A 16,130-nucleotide genomic window follows, 5' to 3' on the forward strand; every position below is an offset into this window, starting at 1 on the left:
CCGTGAGTGCAAGCATTGACGATCTTCTGCCCGATCTGATTGCGCTGCGACGCGATCTGCACGCTCATCCCGAGCTGGCGTTCGAAGAGCGCCGAACCTCTGGCATCGTCGCAGCGGTGCTGCGTGAGGCGGGGCTGGAGGTGCATGAGGGCATCGGTGGAACGGGCGTGGTCGGCGTTCTGCGCCGAGGAAGCTCGCCACGGATGGTCGGCCTGCGTGCAGACATGGACGCTCTGCCCCTTGTGGAGCAAGGTGAGCGGCCGCATGTCAGTCGCTTCCCCGGCCGTCACCACGGGTGCGGGCACGACGGCCACACAGCGATGCTGCTCGGCGCAGCCCGGCAACTCGCTCGCGATGAAGCATTCGAGGGCTGCGTCGCCTTCATCTTCCAGCCGGCCGAAGAAGGACGAGGCGGTGCGCGCGAGATGGTGCTAGAAGGTCTGTTCGAGCGCTTCCCCTGCGAAGCCGTGTTCGCCGTGCACAACTGGCCGGACCTCCCGTTGGGCGCGGCGGCGACGCGGTCCGGCCCCATCATGGCCGCAGCGGATCGTTTCGATATCGTGGTGCGTGGGCGTGGCGGGCATGCGGCGCAGCCGCACCACACACCTGATGTGGTGCTGGCCGCCAGCACGCTGGTGGCCCAGCTACACACCATCGTGTCACGGCGTGTGCCGCCCACCGAGAACGCGGTGCTCTCGGTCACCCGCATCAGTGGCGGCCAGTCGCACAACGTTCTGCCGGCAGCGGTGGAGCTGACAGGCACGGTGCGCAGCTTCAACGGGGCGGTGCAGGACATGATCGAGCAGGCCCTGCGCGACATCGCCGCAGGTGTTGCGCGCGCGAGCGGCACCACTGTCGACGTAGAGTACACGCGCTACTACCCGGCCACCATCAATAGCCCGGCGCACGCGCAGCTCGCGCTCGAAGCGGCACGCCGCGCCGGCCTGGAAGCGCAGACGGCTGGAGCACCCGCCTTCACCTCGGAAGACTTCGCGTTCATGCTGCAGCAACGGCCGGGTGCCTATCTCTGGCTTGGCCAAGGCGCGGGCACGAACCCTGCGCCCTTGCACCACCCCTCCTACGACTTCAACGACGACGTGCTGGCCTTCGGTGTGCGCTGGTTTGTGACCGTTGCGCAGCTGGCGCTGCAGGACACGTCCACTCCTTCCCAGAAATGATGCTCTACCTATCCACCCGGGGCCACCCCGACCGCAAGCGCTTCTGCGAAATCCTGCTCGAAGGCCTCGCGCCCGACGGCGGCCTCTACCTGCCCGAGCAATACCCGCAGGTCGACACCGCCACGCTCGCCAAGTGGCGCAAGCTGCCGTACGCCGAGCTGGCCTTCGAGATCCTCTCGCTGTACATCGACGACATTCCGCCGGCCGACCTGAAGGCGATCTGCGCGAAGACCTACACGGCCGAAGTGTTCGGCACCGACGAGATCGTGCCGCTGCGCGAGCTCGAAGACGGCGTGTACCTCGAAGCCCTGTCCAACGGCCCCACGCTGGCCTTCAAGGACATGGCGATGCAGCTGCTGGGCAACCTGTTCGAGTACGAACTGGCCCGCCGCGGCGCCAAGCTCAACATCCTGGGCGCCACCAGCGGCGACACCGGCAGCGCGGCCGAGTACGCCATGCGCGGCAAGAAGGGCGTGCGCGTCTTCATGACCTCGCCCGACGGCCGCATGAGCCCGTTCCAGCAGGCGCAGATGTTCAGCCTGCAGGACGCGAACATCCACAACATCGCCATCACCGGCGTGTTCGACGACTGCCAGGACATCGTCAAGGCAGTGTCGAACGACCTGGCCTTCAAGCGCAAGTACCGCATCGGCACGGTCAACTCGATCAACTGGGCGCGGCTGCTGGCGCAGGTCGTCTATTACTTCGCGGGCTACTTCCAGGCCACGGCGGCCAACGACAAGCCGGTGAGCTTCACTGTGCCCTCGGGCAACTTCGGCAACGTCTGCGCGGGCCACGTGGCGCGCATGATGGGCCTGCCGATCCACACGCTGGTGGTCGCCACCAACGAGAACGACGTGCTCGACGAGTTCTTCCGCACCGGCGTGTACCGCGTGCGCGGCGCCGTCGACACGCACGAGACCTCCAGCCCGTCGATGGACATCAGCAAGGCCAGCAACTTCGAGCGCTTCGTGTTCGACCTGGTCGGGCGCGACGCGGCGAAGGTGAAGCGCCTGTTTGGCGAACAGCTGGCGAGCCAGGGTCGCTTCGAACTCGCGGTTGATCCCAAGTTCGGCTTCGTGTCGGGCAAGAGCACGCATGCAGACCGTGTCTCGACCATCCGCGATACTTTTCATCGCTTCGGCGCGATGGTTGATCCGCACACGGCCGACGGTCTCAAGGTGGCGCGTGAGCATGTGCGCAAGGGGACGCCCATGGTCGTGCTGGAGACCGCGCTGCCGATCAAATTTGCGGCCACGGTCGCGGAGGCGCTGGGACGCGCCCCGGATCGACCGGCCAAGTTCGAAGCTATCGAGGAGCTGCCGCGCCGCGTCACGGTGCTTCCGGCCGAGGTTGAGCAGGTAAAGGCCTACATCGCTGCCCGCGTGGCCTGATCGTCCCATGGCTGTCTTTACCGAAGTTTCATTCGACGAGGTCGCAATGTTCCTGCGCAAGTTCGAGCAGGGTGAATTGCGGGCCCTTCTCGCTTGTTCCGGGGGCATCGAGAACACGAACTACTTCGTGGCGACGGATGCGGGCCCTCATGTGTTGACGCTGTTCGAGCGACTGGCAGACGAGGAGCTGCCCTTCTACCTGCACCTCATGCAACACCTGGCGGGACAGGGAATTCCTGTGCCCGACCCGTTGCCGGACCGCGAAGGACGCATCCTGCATCGCCTGAAGGGCAAGCCCGCCGCGATCGTGACCAGATTGCATGGCAGGAGTGAACTGAAACCTTCCGTCGCGCACTGCAGTGCCGTCGGAGCGGTGCTCGCCCGAATGCACTTGGCTGGCAGGGGCTACGAACGTTACCAGCCCAATCTGCGAGGCTTGCTTTGGTGGAGCGAAACCGCCCCCCTGGTCATGCCGTACCTCGACGATGGTCAGCGAGCGCTACTTACGCGTGAAATGGATTGCCAGAAGCGCATCGCGGCATCGGATGACTACGCGGCTCTGCCCCGTGGCCCCATCCACGGTGACTTGTTTCGCGACAACGTCTTGTTCGAGGGGGAGCGGCTCACGGGCGTTCTCGACTTCTATTTCGCCGGCTGCGACACGTGGCTGTACGACATCGGCGTATGCCTCAACGACTGGTGCGTTGACCTGGATAGCGGGCAAGGCAATGCAGCGCATGAAGCCGCTTTGCTGTCGGCCTACGAAGCAGTGCGGCCGCTACAGCCGCCGGAGCGTGGCCTTCTGCTCGCGATGCGGCGCGCCGCCGCGCTTCGGTTCTGGTTGTCACGCCTGCGCGATCTGCATCTGCCGCGGCCAGCCGCAGTCTTGAAGGCGCACGACCCGCGGCAATTCGAACATGTTCTGCGTCACTGCACGAGCGACGCCGAAGCGATTCTCTAGACCCAACAAGGACGATCTCATGGGAACCACCAAAGACTACTACGCCGCGTTGCGGCAGGAACTTGAACAGATCCAGACGGCCGGCCTGCTGAAGGTCGAACGCGCCATCACGTCACCGCAAGGCAGTCGAATTTCCACTGCCGGTGCGCCGGCGTTGATCAATCTCTGCGCCAACAACTACCTCGGTCTGTCGTCACACGCCGACGTCCTGCAGGCCGCCCACGCGGCACTCGACGCACGCGGCTTTGGCATGAGCGGTGCCCGGTTCATCTGTGGAACCCAGGATCTGCACCAGGCGCTGGAGGCGCGCCTCTCCACTTTTCTGGGCATGGAGGACACCATCCTGTACGGATCAGCCTTCGACGCGAACGGTGGATTGTTCGAGCCGCTGCTGGGTCCGGAGGATGCGGTCATCAGCGACGAACTGAACCATGCCTCGATCATCGACGGCATCCGCCTGTGCAAGGCCAAGCGCTACCGCTACCGGCACGACGACATGAAGGACCTGCGCGTGCAGCTGGAGGCAGCGGACGAGGCCGGGGCGCGGCACAAGCTCGTGTTCACCGACGGGGTCTTCTCGATGGACGGGACCATTGCTCGCCTGAACGAGATGCGCGCGATCTGCGACGAATTCGGTGCATTGCTAGGGGTGGACGATTCGCACGCCACCGGTTTCCTAGGCAAGAGGGGGCGCGGTAGCCACGAGTACCGCGGCGTCTTTGGCAAGGTCGACATCATTACGGGCACGCTTGGCAAGGCACTGGGCGGCGCGTCAGGAGGATTCGCGAGCGCGAAGCGGGAAGTGGTGCAGTTGCTTCGGCAACGCTCGCGTCCCTATCTGTTTTCCAACAGCCTGGCTCCGGCCATCGTCGGCGCCACGCTCAAGGTGCTCGATGTGCTGGAGGCGAACACGACCCTGCGTGACCAGCTGGAAGACAACACGCGCTATTTCCGTGCAGGTCTCGTCGCGCGGGACTTCGAGGTGAAGCCGGGCGAGCACCCCATCGTGCCCGTGATGCTTTACGACGCAGAGCTGTCGCAGCGTTTTGCACGGCGGCTGCTGGAGTTGGGCGTCTACGTGACGGGCTTCTTCTACCCCGTCGTCCCGAAGGACCAAGCCCGCATCCGCGTGCAGATCAGTGCGCAGCACACGCGGGGCCAACTGGATGAAGCCCTGTGCGCGTTCGAGCAAGCAGGTAGGGACACGGGGGTGATCGCATGAGCGATGCGCCTCGCATTCTCGTCGTCGGTGCCAATGGCCAGTTGGGGACGGAGCTTGCCGTCGCGCTCGCCGAGCGCCATGGCGCGGAGAACGTGATCGTGAGCGATCGGCTCGAGAGTGGCCGACATCAAAGCCTGCGGTACGAAACGCTTGACGTAACCGACACCCGGCGCCTTGCCGGGCTGATCGAAAAGCATCGCGTTACCCAGATTTACCATCTGGCGGCAGCTCTGTCGGCGAGCGGAGAGACGCGGCCGGCGTGGGCATGGAAGCTGAATATGGATGGCCTGTTGAACGTCCTGGAAGCGGCCCGCCACTACAAGCTGGACAAGGTGTTCTGGCCGAGCTCGATTGCGGCATTCGGCCCAACGACTCCGGAAGACGGCACGCCGCAGACAACGGTGATGGAGCCCGGCACGGTCTATGGCATATCGAAGCTTGCCGGCGAAGGCTGGTGCCGTTGGTACTTCGAGAAGCATGGGGTCGATGTGCGAAGCTTGCGCTACCCGGGACTCATCTCCTGGAAGACGAGCCCCGGAGGGGGTACGACGGATTACGCGATCGACATCTTCCATGCCGCCTTGAAGAGCGAGCGCTACACCTGCTTCCTGGAGCCTGATGAGTACCTGCCCATGCTGTACATGGACGACGCGGTGCGCGCGACTCTGGAACTGATGGAAGCTCCCACAACCGATATTACGGAACGCGGCAGCTACAACCTTGCAGGCTTGAGCTTCACGCCCAGGGAAATCGCGGCGGAGATTCGCAAGCACCTGCCTGACTTCGAGATCGTGTACGAGCCAGATTTTCGCCAAGCCATTGCCAGCAGTTGGCCCAACTCCATCGATGACCGGTGCGCGCGGTCCGATTGGGGGTGGCGGCACCGATATGACCTCTCGCAATTGGTGAACGAGATGTTGAAGAATCTCTCTCGAACCTTTGGGCGGGGGACCTTGAGCAAGGCGGAGCTAAAAGGCTGGCGGGGTGGGGGCAAGCTGGCTCGCACATCTCGGGATGTAGACGTAGAGATCGGGTCCGTTGAACTTCGCTGACTTGATCAAGGTCATGATGTCCGCGGCGCGCTGGGCCGCCGACGCGATCCTGCGAGCAACTAGATGGATCTGTCGATGGCAATCGGCTTGGTCTAGTTTCCGCCCAGTTATGTCGTCCGTTGGCGGACCGCCGTCATCGATGTAGCGCGTGGCGCACGTCGGCGCTTGAAGCTGTAGTCGATGGCCTCAGCAGTAGCTGAGCCCTCGGGCACCATCTGCCGCTGCGCGGCGAGCCGGTAGTACAGCGCACCGGCTGGCCGTTCTCATCAGCAAAGTCACACCAGATCGAACATCTCTTCTCCAGCTCGATGGCCTTCCGGGTTGCCAGAACCAAGCCAGTACTTTTCCCCGTCACGAGCTGAATATCTTTTTTGATTCATGGCAGGAGTACGCCAAGAATGCTTCGCTGGATTCGGGCAGGCTTTGCCCGGCCCTGCAAATCGCTACAACGGCCCGCTTTATCACCGGATCCACCAAGGGGATCCACACGACATTGGCTGGCAACGCGCACGACAGTACGAAGGACGGAAGTATCGATATGCCGAGGCCGGCCTGCACAAGTCCGATGGCGGTGGTTACCTGCGCTACTTCATAGACGGGCTTGAACGTTTCTCCGATTTCGGCGAAACCCTGCTCGACGAGTACGCGCAGTCCGCTGCCTTGGCGTAGCAGCACAAGAGGTTCATCGCACAGATCGGACCATCGCACTTCACGCAGTGAGGCGAGCGCGTGACCTACCGGGCAAGCGAGCATCAAGCGATCCTGGCAAAGAGCCGTGGTCGAAAGATCCTGCGCGTTCAGATCTGAAGTGCATATGCCGAAGGCTGCCTGCCCGCTACGCACTGCGGCTGCAACGCTGTCCACCGGTAGATCGAGTATCTCCACCCTGACCTGCGGGAAACGCTTCTTGAAACTCGCCAGGAGGTATGGAACCAGCGTGGATGCAAGCAGAGGGGAGGTCGCGACGGCGAAACGATGCGCGCGCCGGTCGACGAAACCACGAAGGCCCTCGAACGCGCTCTCGAGACTCTCGAATACGCGTTCAATCGATGGCAACAACTCCTGGCCTGCCTCCGTGAGTGCGATCTTGCGTGTCGTCCGGTCAAACAGACGAACAGCGAGTTCGCCTTCCAGCGCACTGATCAACATGGACAGGGCCGAAGGCGTGAGATACAGGCGTTGCGCCGCGCGCGTAATGCTGCCCTCGTGGGCAACCGCGACAAATGCGCGCAATTGCCGGATGGTCACTGCCGACTGCGGAAAAGACGGCATGCGCACGCTCACCTTGTTCGCACCCGCTATCCGTCAGAAATCCGTGCGAATCGACCACAGCTCGGGAAAATGGCGATGCTCCGTGACGTGCTGGAGCCAGCCCACGCCAGCAGAGCCGCCCGTTCCCGCCTTGAATCCAATCAGCCGCTGGACCGAAACGAAATGCCTCCAGCGGTACTGGCTGATCTGGTCGCTCAACGCAACCAGTGCTTCTGCGAGCCGATAAAGGTCGTTGCCGGGGGCGGGGTCTTCGTAAACCTTGCTCCAGGCTTGTTCGACGGAAGCATTCACGCTGTAGGGTTGCGACCAATCCCTCTCGAGCGCCGCCTGGTTGATCGCGTGACCACGCCTGGAAAGAAGCGCGATGGCTTCGTCGTAGAGGCTGCGCGAGTGCAAGGCGGCGTGAATGCCGGGCCAGACATGGGGCATGTTCTTGAAGGCGCTTGCAAGCCTCGCGCTCTTGTTGCCCAGCACGAACTCGACGTGTCGGTACATGAACGAAAGCTGGCCCGACGCCGTGCCAAGGTAGTCGCGAAACTCATTGAATCCCGCGGGTGAGATGGTCGAAAGCACGTCCCACGAACTGGTGATGTACTGCGCATATGCCTTGGCCCGCACCAGGATCTCGCAGGCGTTGTCCACGCAATCCTTCGTCAGTTGCAGCTGCGCGTTGTACAGCTCGAAATGCAAGGCCTTGAACAACAACTCCTTGACCTGTCCCATGATGAAGAAACATGTCTCGTCATAGCCGGGGCTGCGGGGATGCTGCAGGGACAGCAGCAGATCGATACTCTGGTAGTCGACGTAGGGGTTGCTCTTGCCAGCGAAGTCGACGAGGGGTGCGCCCCCGGTCGACTGGGCGGTTTCGGCCCGGCTGGTGTCCGTCGTCATGGGCATCGGCCGCGCTTCAGCGGAGGCATTGACGCCGCTGATGTCGACGATGTGTGGGAATTGAGGGCGATAAGCGGGCATCGTTTTTCTCCAATGATTCAGGGGCGGGCGAGCAACGCCAGGGCAGCGTCGCCGAGCGGCGTGTCGCGTTGGGCTAGATCCAGGATGACGTCGAAGTGATTGCGCGACGGCACTTCGAAGGCGCTGACGCCAGTGCCAGGACCCGATCGTGCTCTGTCAATGCGCGACGCGAACTCCGTACTTTGACGCTTGAACTCGTTTGTCTCGAATTCGCCCCAGCACACCAACGCGGGCGGAAATCCGTCCAACGGCAGCAATCCAGGACTGACGAGTGCTGCTTCATCGGGAGTCAGCGACAAGGCCGCGTCGATCGATGTGCCGATGAGCGGTTCGAGCACGTAGATGCCCGAGACCAGCACCGCCGCCTGCGGCAATCCAGGCGGGAGGTCTGGGTCGCTCGACCAACCTCGAAGGCAGCACATGGCCGCGAGATGGGCACCCGCCGAGCTGCCAGCGATCACGATGCGCTGTGGGTCGAAGCCGAGTGCGGCGCCTTGCGCATGCAGCCAGCGCAGGGCGGCCCTGCACTCCCTGACGATGTCCAGCACGCTGGCTTCCGGGGCCAGCGTGTAGTCGATGGCAGCGAAAGCGATGCCTTCGGGCACGCAACCATTCGCGGGGAAAAGCGAGGACGCCTTCGTCAGCTCCTGCCAGTAGCCCCCGTGAATGAACACCAGCAACGGCGGCAAGATCGCTGCTGCAGGCGCAGGAAAGAAGTCAAGCCGATTCGATGCCTTCTCGCCATAGGAGAGATTCAGTACCACCGCATGCCGTTGCAGGGCCTCTTCGCTACGGGCCTGGTATTCGTCCAGGAACGGTTGGTAGTTGCCTCCGATGCAAGAGCTGGGGGAGTATTCCCGCTCCCGGTCAGCCAAGGTCATGGGGTATTCGATGTCCGTACTCATTGTGGTTGGAACCCCGTGCGTTTGACCATCGATGCAAAGCTGGTGTCGGCGGCGTGCATCAGCTTCTTTACGTCTTCGGACGCACCCTGCACCGCGGTGGCACCGAGGGCGGTCATCTTCTCGGAGAAATCCTTCGAGCCCACGACCTTCGAAGCTGCGGCAGCATAGGCTTTCACCAGTGCGTCGGATGTTCCCGCAGGTGCGTACAGCGCGGTGAATCCGACTGTCTCGTATCCAGCGATGCCGAGTTCGCCGTAGGTCGGCACGTCGGGCAAGCTCGGCGAGCGCGCCATCCCGTTGATCGCGACGATCCGGATCTTGCCTTCCTTTGCGGCCGGCAGCGTCGCGGCGATGGAGCCAATGCCCGCCGGAATCTGGCCTGCGATCAAGTCCTGGATCAACGGCGCTTCGCCGCGGTAAGGCACCGATACGAGCTGCGCCGAGATCTCGGCGGAAATCATCGATACCGCGAAGTCCGGCGCGCTGGCGGGGGCCGGAACGCCGACGTTGCCCTTGCCGGGATTGGCCTTGGCCCAGGCAGCGAAATCCTTGAGGCTCGGCGTCGAACCCGGCACGCCCCTGGTACTTACGACAAGCACGTCTGGGATGAGCGCAACGAGCGCCACAGGAGAAAAATCCTTGGCGGGGTCGTAGCCGGGCTGCCGTACTGTCAGCGGAATCATCGAAATGGCGTGGCTGTTGGACAGGAAGATCGTGAGGCCGTCGGGTTTCGCTTGCTTGAGCGCCTGGGCCGCGATCTGTCCGCCCGCGCCCGGCTTGTTGTCGACGACCACGGGCCGCCCCAGCTCCCGCTGAAGGCCAAGGGCCAGGTGACGGGCAATCATGTCGGTACTCCCGCCCGGAGAGAAACCCACCAGTATCCGGATGGGGGAATCGTTCTGCGCAAATGTCGAAGTCGGCGAAAGCGCGAATGCAATCAATGCCGATACGCTCAGTTGCTGGACAAGCCGGGCCGCAAATTTCATCTGATTTTTCTCGGTGGGTTTAGGTCGAACAGGGACAAAGGCAAGGGGCTCAGGACAGATCGAAGATCTTTCCGGGATTGAGCAGATTCAGTGGATCGAATGCCGCCTTTACCGAACGCATCGCGGCGATCTCGCTCTCGGTGCGGCTGAAGCGGAGGTATGGCTTTTTCAACAGCCCGATCCCATGCTCCGCGGACACGCTGCCTCCCATCTGCGCCACGAGATCGAAAACGAAGTGCTCCACCATGCGTTCGGCTTCTTCGGGAGGGGCGTCGATCGATCTCGCATCCGTCGTCAGATGCAAGTTGCCATCGCCCAGATGGCCGAAGCGCACCGTTCGATGGCCAGGCCACCGTTGGGACATTGCTGCCACGCAGTTCTCCGCAAAATCGCCGAGCTTCGACACCGGCAGGCTGATGTCGAAGCTGATCGGATGCATCCGCGAATGGAACTCGGCCGGAATCTCGCGGCCGCGCCAGAGCGCGCGCGATTGCGCGCTGGTCTGGGCAATGACGGCATCCGCAACCGCACCTGCTTCCATCAGCGAAGCCAGGACGCTTTCCAGTTGCGCGGTCGTCGAAGCGTCCTCATGGCCATCGATGTCGATCAAGGCGAACAGAGGGTAGCGCTCGGGAAAGGGAGGCGCCATGGCGTTCCAGGCGATGGAGAGCCGATGGAAGTCTTCCCACATCAGCTCGAACGCCGCGACGGCGCCCGGAAAGCTGGTCTGCAGCCGTCTCAATGACACGATCGCGCTGTTGTAGTCAGGGAGCGCGAGAAAAGCGGTCGTCCTGGAATGCACCTCGGGACGGAGCTTGAGCAAGGCGCGCGTGATCACGCCGAGAGTTCCCTCGGCGCCCACGAAGAGTTGCTTGAGGTCGTAGCCGGTGTTGTTCTTCAACATGGGCCGCAGCATGTTCAGGATGCGGCCATCGGCCATCACGACCTCCAGGCCCAGCATCTGTTCGCGCATCATTCCGGACTGGATGACGCCCATGCCACCGCCGTTGGTCGACAGGTTGCCGCCGATCTGGCAGGAGCCGCGCGCACCCAGATCGATCCCGAACGAGAGCCCCTCGGCCTGCGCTGCCTCCTGTACGGCCTGAAGCGTCGCGCCCGCTTGAACCTCCACGCAGGACTCCTGCTTGTCGATGGGGCCTATGGCGTTCATCCGCACCAGCGAAAGCGCAATGCCGTTGCCGACGGGCCTCGCACCGCCGGCCAGGCCGGTGAGCCCTCCCTGCGGCACCACGGGTGTGCGGAAACGATGGCACAGCCGCAGGACGCCGGCGACCTCTTCGGTGCTGGATGGCATGACGAGTGCAAGGGGCTTCACCGGTGCCATGCCGCTCCAATCCGTCGCGTGATGCGGCGGAACGGCGTCGCCGACTCTGACGGCCGACGCTCCCAGGAGATCGACCAGCCGAGCTGGAAAGTCATTGTTCATCGCTGCAACGCAGGACATGGAAAGAACACACGAGAGACGGATGGCGCAAGTTCAGGTGACCGCCTTGCGCACCATGTACCGGTCGCTCTTCCACGCGCCTGTAGCCATCACATCCTTGATCTGCGCCACGGCGTCCCACACGTCGGCAAAACGCAGATAGAGCACCGCAAATCCGAAGCGCAGGATGTTCGGTGCACGGAAGTCGCCGATGACGCCTCGCTCGATGAGGACCTGCATGATCGCGTAGCCGTGTTCGTGCGCCAGCGACACTTGGCTGCCGCGCAGCGCCGCTTCGCGCGGCGTCGCCACGGTGAAACCGTCCAGCTCCTGGTCTACAAGCTCGATGAAGAGCTCGGTCATCCGTTCGCTCTTGCGGCGCAGTGCGGCCATGTCGACGTCGTCGAAGGCATGCAGGGCTTCCTCCAGCGCGATCAGCCCCAGTTGAGGCGCCGTGCCGACGAGCATCCGGTCGATGCCCGTCGCCGGCTGATACTGCTGGACAAATTCGAAAGGCTTCGCGTGGCCGTGCCAACCCGACAGCGGCTGATCCAAAGCCTCCTGATGGCGTTCGGCGACAAAGACGAACGCCGGAGCGCCCGGGCCACCATTGAGGTACTTGTAGCCGCAGCCGACCGCGAAGTCGGCACCGCAGCCATTCAGGTCGCAAGGCATCGCTCCGGCCGTATGGCACAGGTCCCATACCACCAGCGCGCCGACCTCGTGGGCGCGCGCGGTGATCGCCGCCATGTCATAGAGACGCCCCGTGCGGTAGTTCACGTGGGTGAGCGAAACAATGGCGACTGTCTCGTCGATGGCGTCGAGGACATCCGAAGCCTCGACCGCACGAAACTGCGCGCCCATCAGGCTGCTCACGCCGCTGGCGATGTATGCGTCGGTAGGAAAGTTGTCCTTCTCTCCCAGGATGACCTTGCGCCCCGGCCTCATCCGTAGAGCCGCACACAAGACCTTGAACAGGTTCACGGATGTCGAGTCGGCAGCGATGACTTCGCGGGCTCCGGCGCCGATCAGACGCGCGATCCGGGAGCCCACGCGTTGCGGGGCGGGATACCAGTCAGCGTCGTTCCACGAGCGGATCAATCCATCCCCCCACTCCACCTCCACGGCCTCACGGAGCCTCTGCGGAACGGTCTTGGGAAGGGCTCCCAGCGAATTGCCGTCCAGGTAGATCACGCCTTGCGGCAACTGAAAGCGTGCACGGTGCGCGGACAACGGGTCTTCGCTGTCCAACCCGAGGCAGAACTCTCGTGTCAAAGGGATCGATTTCGTAGGTTCAGGGGTGTTCATGAGAAAGAAAGTGTATGCAGCACGATGCGCATTTGTTAGGCTTTGTGGCGCCTTAATGCCGCCTCTCGCGACTAATCAACCCAAATATCTCTTCACGATTGGATAAATCATGCAAATAGAGCTGGATCGAATCGACCGCCTGGTGCTGCGGGAGCTTCAGTTGAACGGCCGCCTGACCAGCACGGAGCTGGCGGAGCTCACTCATCTTTCGCAATCACCGAGCTGGCGGCGCGTCCGGCGGCTGGAAGAAGCAGGGGTCATCGCGGGCTATCAGGCAAGGCTGGACCGGCGAGCGCTTGGGTGGGGAGTGCTTGTGTTCGTGACGATCAGCATCGACAGCCAGGACGAAGCGCACTCGATGCTGTTCGAGCAAAGCGTGAAAGACATCCCGGAGGTGATTGCGTGCTACGGCGTGTCCGGTCCGGAGGACTTCATCCTGCTTGTCGTCGCACAGGATCTGGAGCGCTACTCGACGCTGATGCAGCACAAGCTGAGGCGACTGCCGGGCGTGAAGATGCTGCGCAGCAGCTTCGCCATGCAGGAAGTGAAAGCGGCGATCGGCGTTCCGATTCCCGAATAAGGAAATTGCCGATGCGGGCCGGGATGGGAGCGGCTCGTTACTGAGGGGCCTGCCCTCGCGGCAGCGCGCGACGACCGGCGGGCATGGCGACGCCGGCGGCTGGTCTCGCCCGCGTCATGCGCCATGCATCGGGCACGCATCGAGACAGCATCCACCCGTCTCGCCCGACATCACGGTGAATGCGACGCGTGAGGCGAGACAAACCTTGGCGACTTTGCAGAAACGCTGAGCAATCCTTCAAAGTATTTCGCTTGTTCTGGCGCCTGCAAGACGGCCAAATCCGACCCATCGCAACCAAGGGTCCGGAGCAGGAAAAAGGAAGCAGCGCGTGGCCCCGGCTCCGCCGCCTGGCGGGGCAAATTCCCATGCCGCCGGTCGACTTCGTCCCGATGCGCTCTGTGCCGACGCAACACATCCGGTGCGATAGGCACCAACCCTTTTCAAGAAAGCAGCTCCATGAACCGCAAGTACCGCAAGCAAGATGCCAAGGCCTATGCCCGCGAACATTTCCGTGGCGTCTGGGCCGCGACCGTCACGCCGTTCCGCGAAAACCTGTCGTTCGATGAAGGGGGATTCCGCCGCAATCTGCGCCATTGGGTGCACACGCTGCGGCTGGGTGGACTGTTCGTCACTGGCAAGCAGGGAGAGTTCTTCTCCATGTCGCTGGCAGAGCGCAAACGAAGCTTCGAGATCGCCGTCGAGGAAGCTGCGGGCCATTGCGGCATCGTGACTTCCTGCTCGGATGTCAATCTGGACGTTGTGCTTGCCCTGGCTCGCCATTCCCAGGACATCGGCGCTGACTACATCGTCGTGCACAGCCCCGTCCTGCACTTCCACCAGGACGTCGAAGAAACGGTCTACGAGTACTACCGCTACCTCAGCGAGCAGCTGGACATCGGCATCGCCTTGTGGAATCACCCGGATTGCGGCTATGTGATGAGCCCCGAGCTGTGCGCGCGCATCGCCGAGCTGCCCAACATCGTTGCCATCAAGTACAGCGTCGATCGCGCGCTGTACCGTGAACTGACACGGCTGGCCGGCGACAGGATCCTCGTCAGCACGGCCTCGGAAGAGGAGTGGCTCGAAAACATCGTCGAACTCGGCTGGCAGCTGTACCTGTGCTCCACCCCGCCCTTCCTGCTGCAGACCGCAGTCGACCAGCGCATCAATGCCTACACACAACTCGCATTCGACGGCAAGCTGGCCGAGGCTCGTGCGATACGCGACAGCCTGGAACCCGCACGCACCGCTTTTCGTTCGGCACGCCCGAGCGGCACACCCCAGGCGTACACGAAGTATTGGCTGGAGTTGCTGGGCCAGGTCGGAGGCCCGGTGCGCCGGCCTCTGCTGAACTTGACCGAAGGGCAGAAGGCTGCAGCACGCGAAGCGTTCGCCCGCAGCGGTCTCAAGCAGGCCTGAGCCGGACCATGGAAGAAAAGGGGCATTGAATGCAGCGCATTGGTTTGATCGGCTATGGCGCCATCGGTCGCGCGCTGCATCAGCTTCTGCTGTCGCATGCGAAAGCTTCAGTGGAAGTGACCGCCATCCTCGTCTCCACGCCCGCATCCGTTCAACCGCATGCCCAAAGTTCATCGCTCGCGGTGACGAAGGACCTGGAAACCATGCTGGACTTCGGTCTCGACATGGTCGTCGAATGCGCGGGCCATCAGGCGGTGGACACATACGCAGCCCCCGTCCTGCATGCAGGCATCGATCTGGTGCTGGTCTCGAGCGGCGCCCTCGCGGATGCCTCGCGAGAACAACGGTTGCGCGATGCGGCCGCCGCTGCGGGCCGCCAGATCCTCGTGCCGCCGGGCGCAATCGGTGGCATCGACTGGCTCGGCGCGGCGCGCACGGCAGGGCTCACGCGCGTGGTTTATCGCGCGTCCAAGCCGTCGCAGGCGTGGGCTGGCAGTGTGGCGGAAAGAAGCGTGGACCTCGCTTCGCTTGCCAGCCCGACGGCTTTTTTTCAAGGCAGCGCGCGCGAAGCCGCCGCCCTCTACCCCCGAAACGCAAATGTTGCAGCCACCGTGGCGCTAGCCGGTCTGGGCCTGGACGCAACGCAAGTCGAATTGATCGCAGACCCGGGTGCGTCCGTCAACGTGCATGAGATCGAGGCGGCGTCGGCGGGCGGGAGCATGGTCACTCGAATCGCCGGTCAACCCGACGCCGGCAACGCACGCACCTCCGTCATGACGGCGCACAGCGTGCTCAGGACCATCCTGAACCGTAGTGCCGCCATGGCGATCTGAGCGCCCTTTGTTCCTATGGAGACTCCATGTTGAAACCCATTAATTTCCCCAAGTGGATTGCCGAGAACCAGCACCTTCTCAAGCCTCCGGTCGGAAACCAGCAGATCTGGAAAGACACGGACCTGATCGTGACCGTGGTCGGTGGCCCCAATCAGCGCACGGACTTCCACGACGATCCTTTCGAGGAATACTTTCACCAGTTCAAAGGCAATGCACACCTGCTGGTGGCAGACCGCGGCAAGTTCGAACGCATCGACCTGCACGAGGGCGACATCTTCCTCCTGCCCGCCCATGTTCGCCACTCGCCTCAGCGTCCCGAGCCCAACAGCCTGTGCACGGTGATCGAGCGCACCAGGCCGCCGGGCACCATCGATGCCTTCGAGTGGTACTGCGCGGAATGCGGTCACCTGGTGAACCGCACCGAAATCCAGCTTCAGAGCATCGTCAACGACCTGCCGCGCGTCTATGAAAGCTTTTACGGCGCGGCGCCGGAGCAAAGGCGCTGCCCTTCGTGCGGCGCGGTGCATCCGGGACGGGATTGGCAAGCGTGGCACACGGCGCGCGGCGCTTGAGCGCCGCGCTTCGGCTTCATCGTTCATCCATT

15 protein-coding genes are annotated in these 16,130 nt (G+C 63.2%); 9 read left to right on the forward strand and 6 right to left on the reverse strand.

Going from position 1 to position 16,130, the window contains the following annotated elements; all coding sequences use genetic code 11:
* The first annotated feature begins 2 nt into the window (after nucleotides 1-2).
* From ABL843_RS31850 to ABL843_RS31870, 5 genes are read left to right on the forward strand one after another with little or no spacing between them, the layout of a single operon-like run.
* Entirely contained in the window at nucleotides 3-1,178 is a 1,176-nt protein-coding gene (locus ABL843_RS31850; protein WP_369662876.1) for a M20 aminoacylase family protein, read from the forward strand.
* A complete protein-coding gene (gene thrC, locus ABL843_RS31855) occupies nucleotides 1,178-2,572 on the forward strand; it encodes a threonine synthase (protein ID WP_369662905.1) in 1,395 nt (464 codons plus the stop codon). The genes ABL843_RS31850 and thrC overlap by 1 nt, the downstream gene beginning before the upstream one ends.
* Before the next feature lie 7 nt (nucleotides 2,573-2,579).
* Nucleotides 2,580-3,533 carry a homoserine kinase gene (locus ABL843_RS31860; RefSeq protein ID WP_369662877.1) on the forward strand — a complete coding sequence of 318 codons (954 nt, stop codon included), beginning with the start codon at nucleotides 2,580-2,582 and terminating at the stop codon, nucleotides 3,531-3,533.
* A gap of 19 nt (nucleotides 3,534-3,552) precedes the next feature.
* Nucleotides 3,553-4,755: a glycine C-acetyltransferase gene (gene kbl, locus ABL843_RS31865; protein WP_418120770.1), complete on the forward strand. Its 1,203-nt coding sequence runs from the start codon at nucleotides 3,553-3,555 to the stop codon at nucleotides 4,753-4,755.
* A complete protein-coding gene (locus tag ABL843_RS31870) occupies nucleotides 4,752-5,807 on the forward strand; it encodes an NAD-dependent epimerase/dehydratase family protein (protein ID WP_369662879.1) in 1,056 nt (351 codons plus the stop codon). The genes kbl and ABL843_RS31870 overlap by 4 nt, the downstream gene beginning before the upstream one ends.
* A 351-nt stretch (nucleotides 5,808-6,158) precedes the next feature.
* On the opposite strand, the gene ABL843_RS31875 is transcribed toward ABL843_RS31870, so the two are convergent.
* The 6 genes from ABL843_RS31875 to kynU are packed head-to-tail and all read right to left on the reverse strand — an operon-like array spanning nucleotide 6,159 to nucleotide 12,694.
* Entirely contained in the window at nucleotides 6,159-7,079 is a 921-nt protein-coding gene (locus ABL843_RS31875; RefSeq protein WP_369662906.1) for a LysR family transcriptional regulator, read from the reverse strand.
* 33 nt (nucleotides 7,080-7,112) lie between these two features.
* Complete coding sequence (locus tag ABL843_RS31880; protein ID WP_369662880.1) at nucleotides 7,113-8,051, reverse strand: tryptophan 2,3-dioxygenase; 939 nt, start codon at nucleotides 8,049-8,051, stop codon at nucleotides 7,113-7,115.
* A gap of 17 nt (nucleotides 8,052-8,068) precedes the next feature.
* On the reverse strand, nucleotides 8,069-8,956 hold the full coding sequence (locus ABL843_RS31885; RefSeq protein ID WP_369662881.1) for an alpha/beta hydrolase: 888 nt from the start codon (nucleotides 8,954-8,956) through the stop codon (nucleotides 8,069-8,071).
* On the reverse strand, nucleotides 8,953-9,942 hold the full coding sequence (locus ABL843_RS31890; protein WP_369662882.1) for a tripartite tricarboxylate transporter substrate-binding protein: 990 nt from the start codon (nucleotides 9,940-9,942) through the stop codon (nucleotides 8,953-8,955). The genes ABL843_RS31885 and ABL843_RS31890 overlap by 4 nt, the downstream gene beginning before the upstream one ends.
* Nucleotides 9,943-9,991: 49 nt before the next feature.
* Complete coding sequence (locus ABL843_RS31895; RefSeq protein WP_369662883.1) at nucleotides 9,992-11,389, reverse strand: FAD-binding oxidoreductase; 1,398 nt, start codon at nucleotides 11,387-11,389, stop codon at nucleotides 9,992-9,994.
* Nucleotides 11,390-11,440: 51 nt separating this feature from the next.
* Entirely contained in the window at nucleotides 11,441-12,694 is a 1,254-nt protein-coding gene (kynU, locus tag ABL843_RS31900) for a kynureninase (RefSeq protein WP_369662884.1), read from the reverse strand.
* 109 nt (nucleotides 12,695-12,803) lie between these two features.
* Between kynU and ABL843_RS31905 the strand changes: the two genes are divergently transcribed.
* The 4 genes from ABL843_RS31905 to ABL843_RS31920 all read left to right on the forward strand — a co-directional run bounded on the left by ABL843_RS31905 (nucleotide 12,804) and on the right by ABL843_RS31920 (nucleotide 16,098).
* The gene (locus tag ABL843_RS31905) at nucleotides 12,804-13,274 is read left to right on the forward strand and encodes an Lrp/AsnC family transcriptional regulator (protein ID WP_369662885.1); all 471 of its coding nucleotides are present in this window, start codon (nucleotides 12,804-12,806) and stop codon (nucleotides 13,272-13,274) included.
* A 456-nt stretch (nucleotides 13,275-13,730) separates the two neighbouring features.
* Entirely contained in the window at nucleotides 13,731-14,693 is a 963-nt protein-coding gene (locus tag ABL843_RS31910; RefSeq protein ID WP_369662886.1) for a dihydrodipicolinate synthase family protein, read from the forward strand.
* Between the two features lie 29 nt (nucleotides 14,694-14,722).
* Entirely contained in the window at nucleotides 14,723-15,526 is an 804-nt protein-coding gene (locus ABL843_RS31915; protein ID WP_369662887.1) for an aspartate dehydrogenase, read from the forward strand.
* 26 nt (nucleotides 15,527-15,552) lie between these two features.
* Entirely contained in the window at nucleotides 15,553-16,098 is a 546-nt protein-coding gene (locus tag ABL843_RS31920; protein ID WP_369662888.1) for a 3-hydroxyanthranilate 3,4-dioxygenase, read from the forward strand.
* The last annotated feature ends 32 nt before the right edge of the window (nucleotides 16,099-16,130 follow it).

The sequence above is a fragment of the Variovorax sp. 350MFTsu5.1 genome (assembly GCF_048302515.1).
Lineage (GTDB): Bacteria > Pseudomonadota > Gammaproteobacteria > Burkholderiales > Burkholderiaceae_C > Variovorax > Variovorax guangxiensis.

What these genes read in the sequence shown, in the direction of transcription:
- thrC (WP_369662905.1), top strand. Translation starts at nt 1,178, where the DNA reads ATGCTCTACCTATCCACCCGGGGCCACCCCGACCGCAAGCGCTTCTGC.
- ABL843_RS31860 (WP_369662877.1), top strand. Translation starts at nt 2,580, where the DNA reads ATGGCTGTCTTTACCGAAGTTTCATTCGACGAGGTCGCAATGTTCCTG.
- kbl (WP_418120770.1), top strand. Translation starts at nt 3,553, where the DNA reads ATGGGAACCACCAAAGACTACTACGCCGCGTTGCGGCAGGAACTTGAA.
- ABL843_RS31870 (WP_369662879.1), top strand. Translation starts at nt 4,752, where the DNA reads ATGAGCGATGCGCCTCGCATTCTCGTCGTCGGTGCCAATGGCCAGTTG.
- ABL843_RS31875 (WP_369662906.1), bottom strand. Translation starts at nt 7,079, where the DNA reads ATGCCGTCTTTTCCGCAGTCGGCAGTGACCATCCGGCAATTGCGCGCA.
- ABL843_RS31880 (WP_369662880.1), bottom strand. Translation starts at nt 8,051, where the DNA reads ATGCCCGCTTATCGCCCTCAATTCCCACACATCGTCGACATCAGCGGC.
- ABL843_RS31885 (WP_369662881.1), bottom strand. Translation starts at nt 8,956, where the DNA reads ATGAGTACGGACATCGAATACCCCATGACCTTGGCTGACCGGGAGCGG.
- ABL843_RS31890 (WP_369662882.1), bottom strand. Translation starts at nt 9,942, where the DNA reads ATGAAATTTGCGGCCCGGCTTGTCCAGCAACTGAGCGTATCGGCATTG.
- ABL843_RS31895 (WP_369662883.1), bottom strand. Translation starts at nt 11,389, where the DNA reads ATGAACAATGACTTTCCAGCTCGGCTGGTCGATCTCCTGGGAGCGTCG.
- kynU (WP_369662884.1), bottom strand. Translation starts at nt 12,694, where the DNA reads ATGAACACCCCTGAACCTACGAAATCGATCCCTTTGACACGAGAGTTC.
- ABL843_RS31905 (WP_369662885.1), top strand. Translation starts at nt 12,804, where the DNA reads ATGCAAATAGAGCTGGATCGAATCGACCGCCTGGTGCTGCGGGAGCTT.
- ABL843_RS31910 (WP_369662886.1), top strand. Translation starts at nt 13,731, where the DNA reads ATGAACCGCAAGTACCGCAAGCAAGATGCCAAGGCCTATGCCCGCGAA.
- ABL843_RS31915 (WP_369662887.1), top strand. Translation starts at nt 14,723, where the DNA reads ATGCAGCGCATTGGTTTGATCGGCTATGGCGCCATCGGTCGCGCGCTG.
- ABL843_RS31920 (WP_369662888.1), top strand. Translation starts at nt 15,553, where the DNA reads ATGTTGAAACCCATTAATTTCCCCAAGTGGATTGCCGAGAACCAGCAC.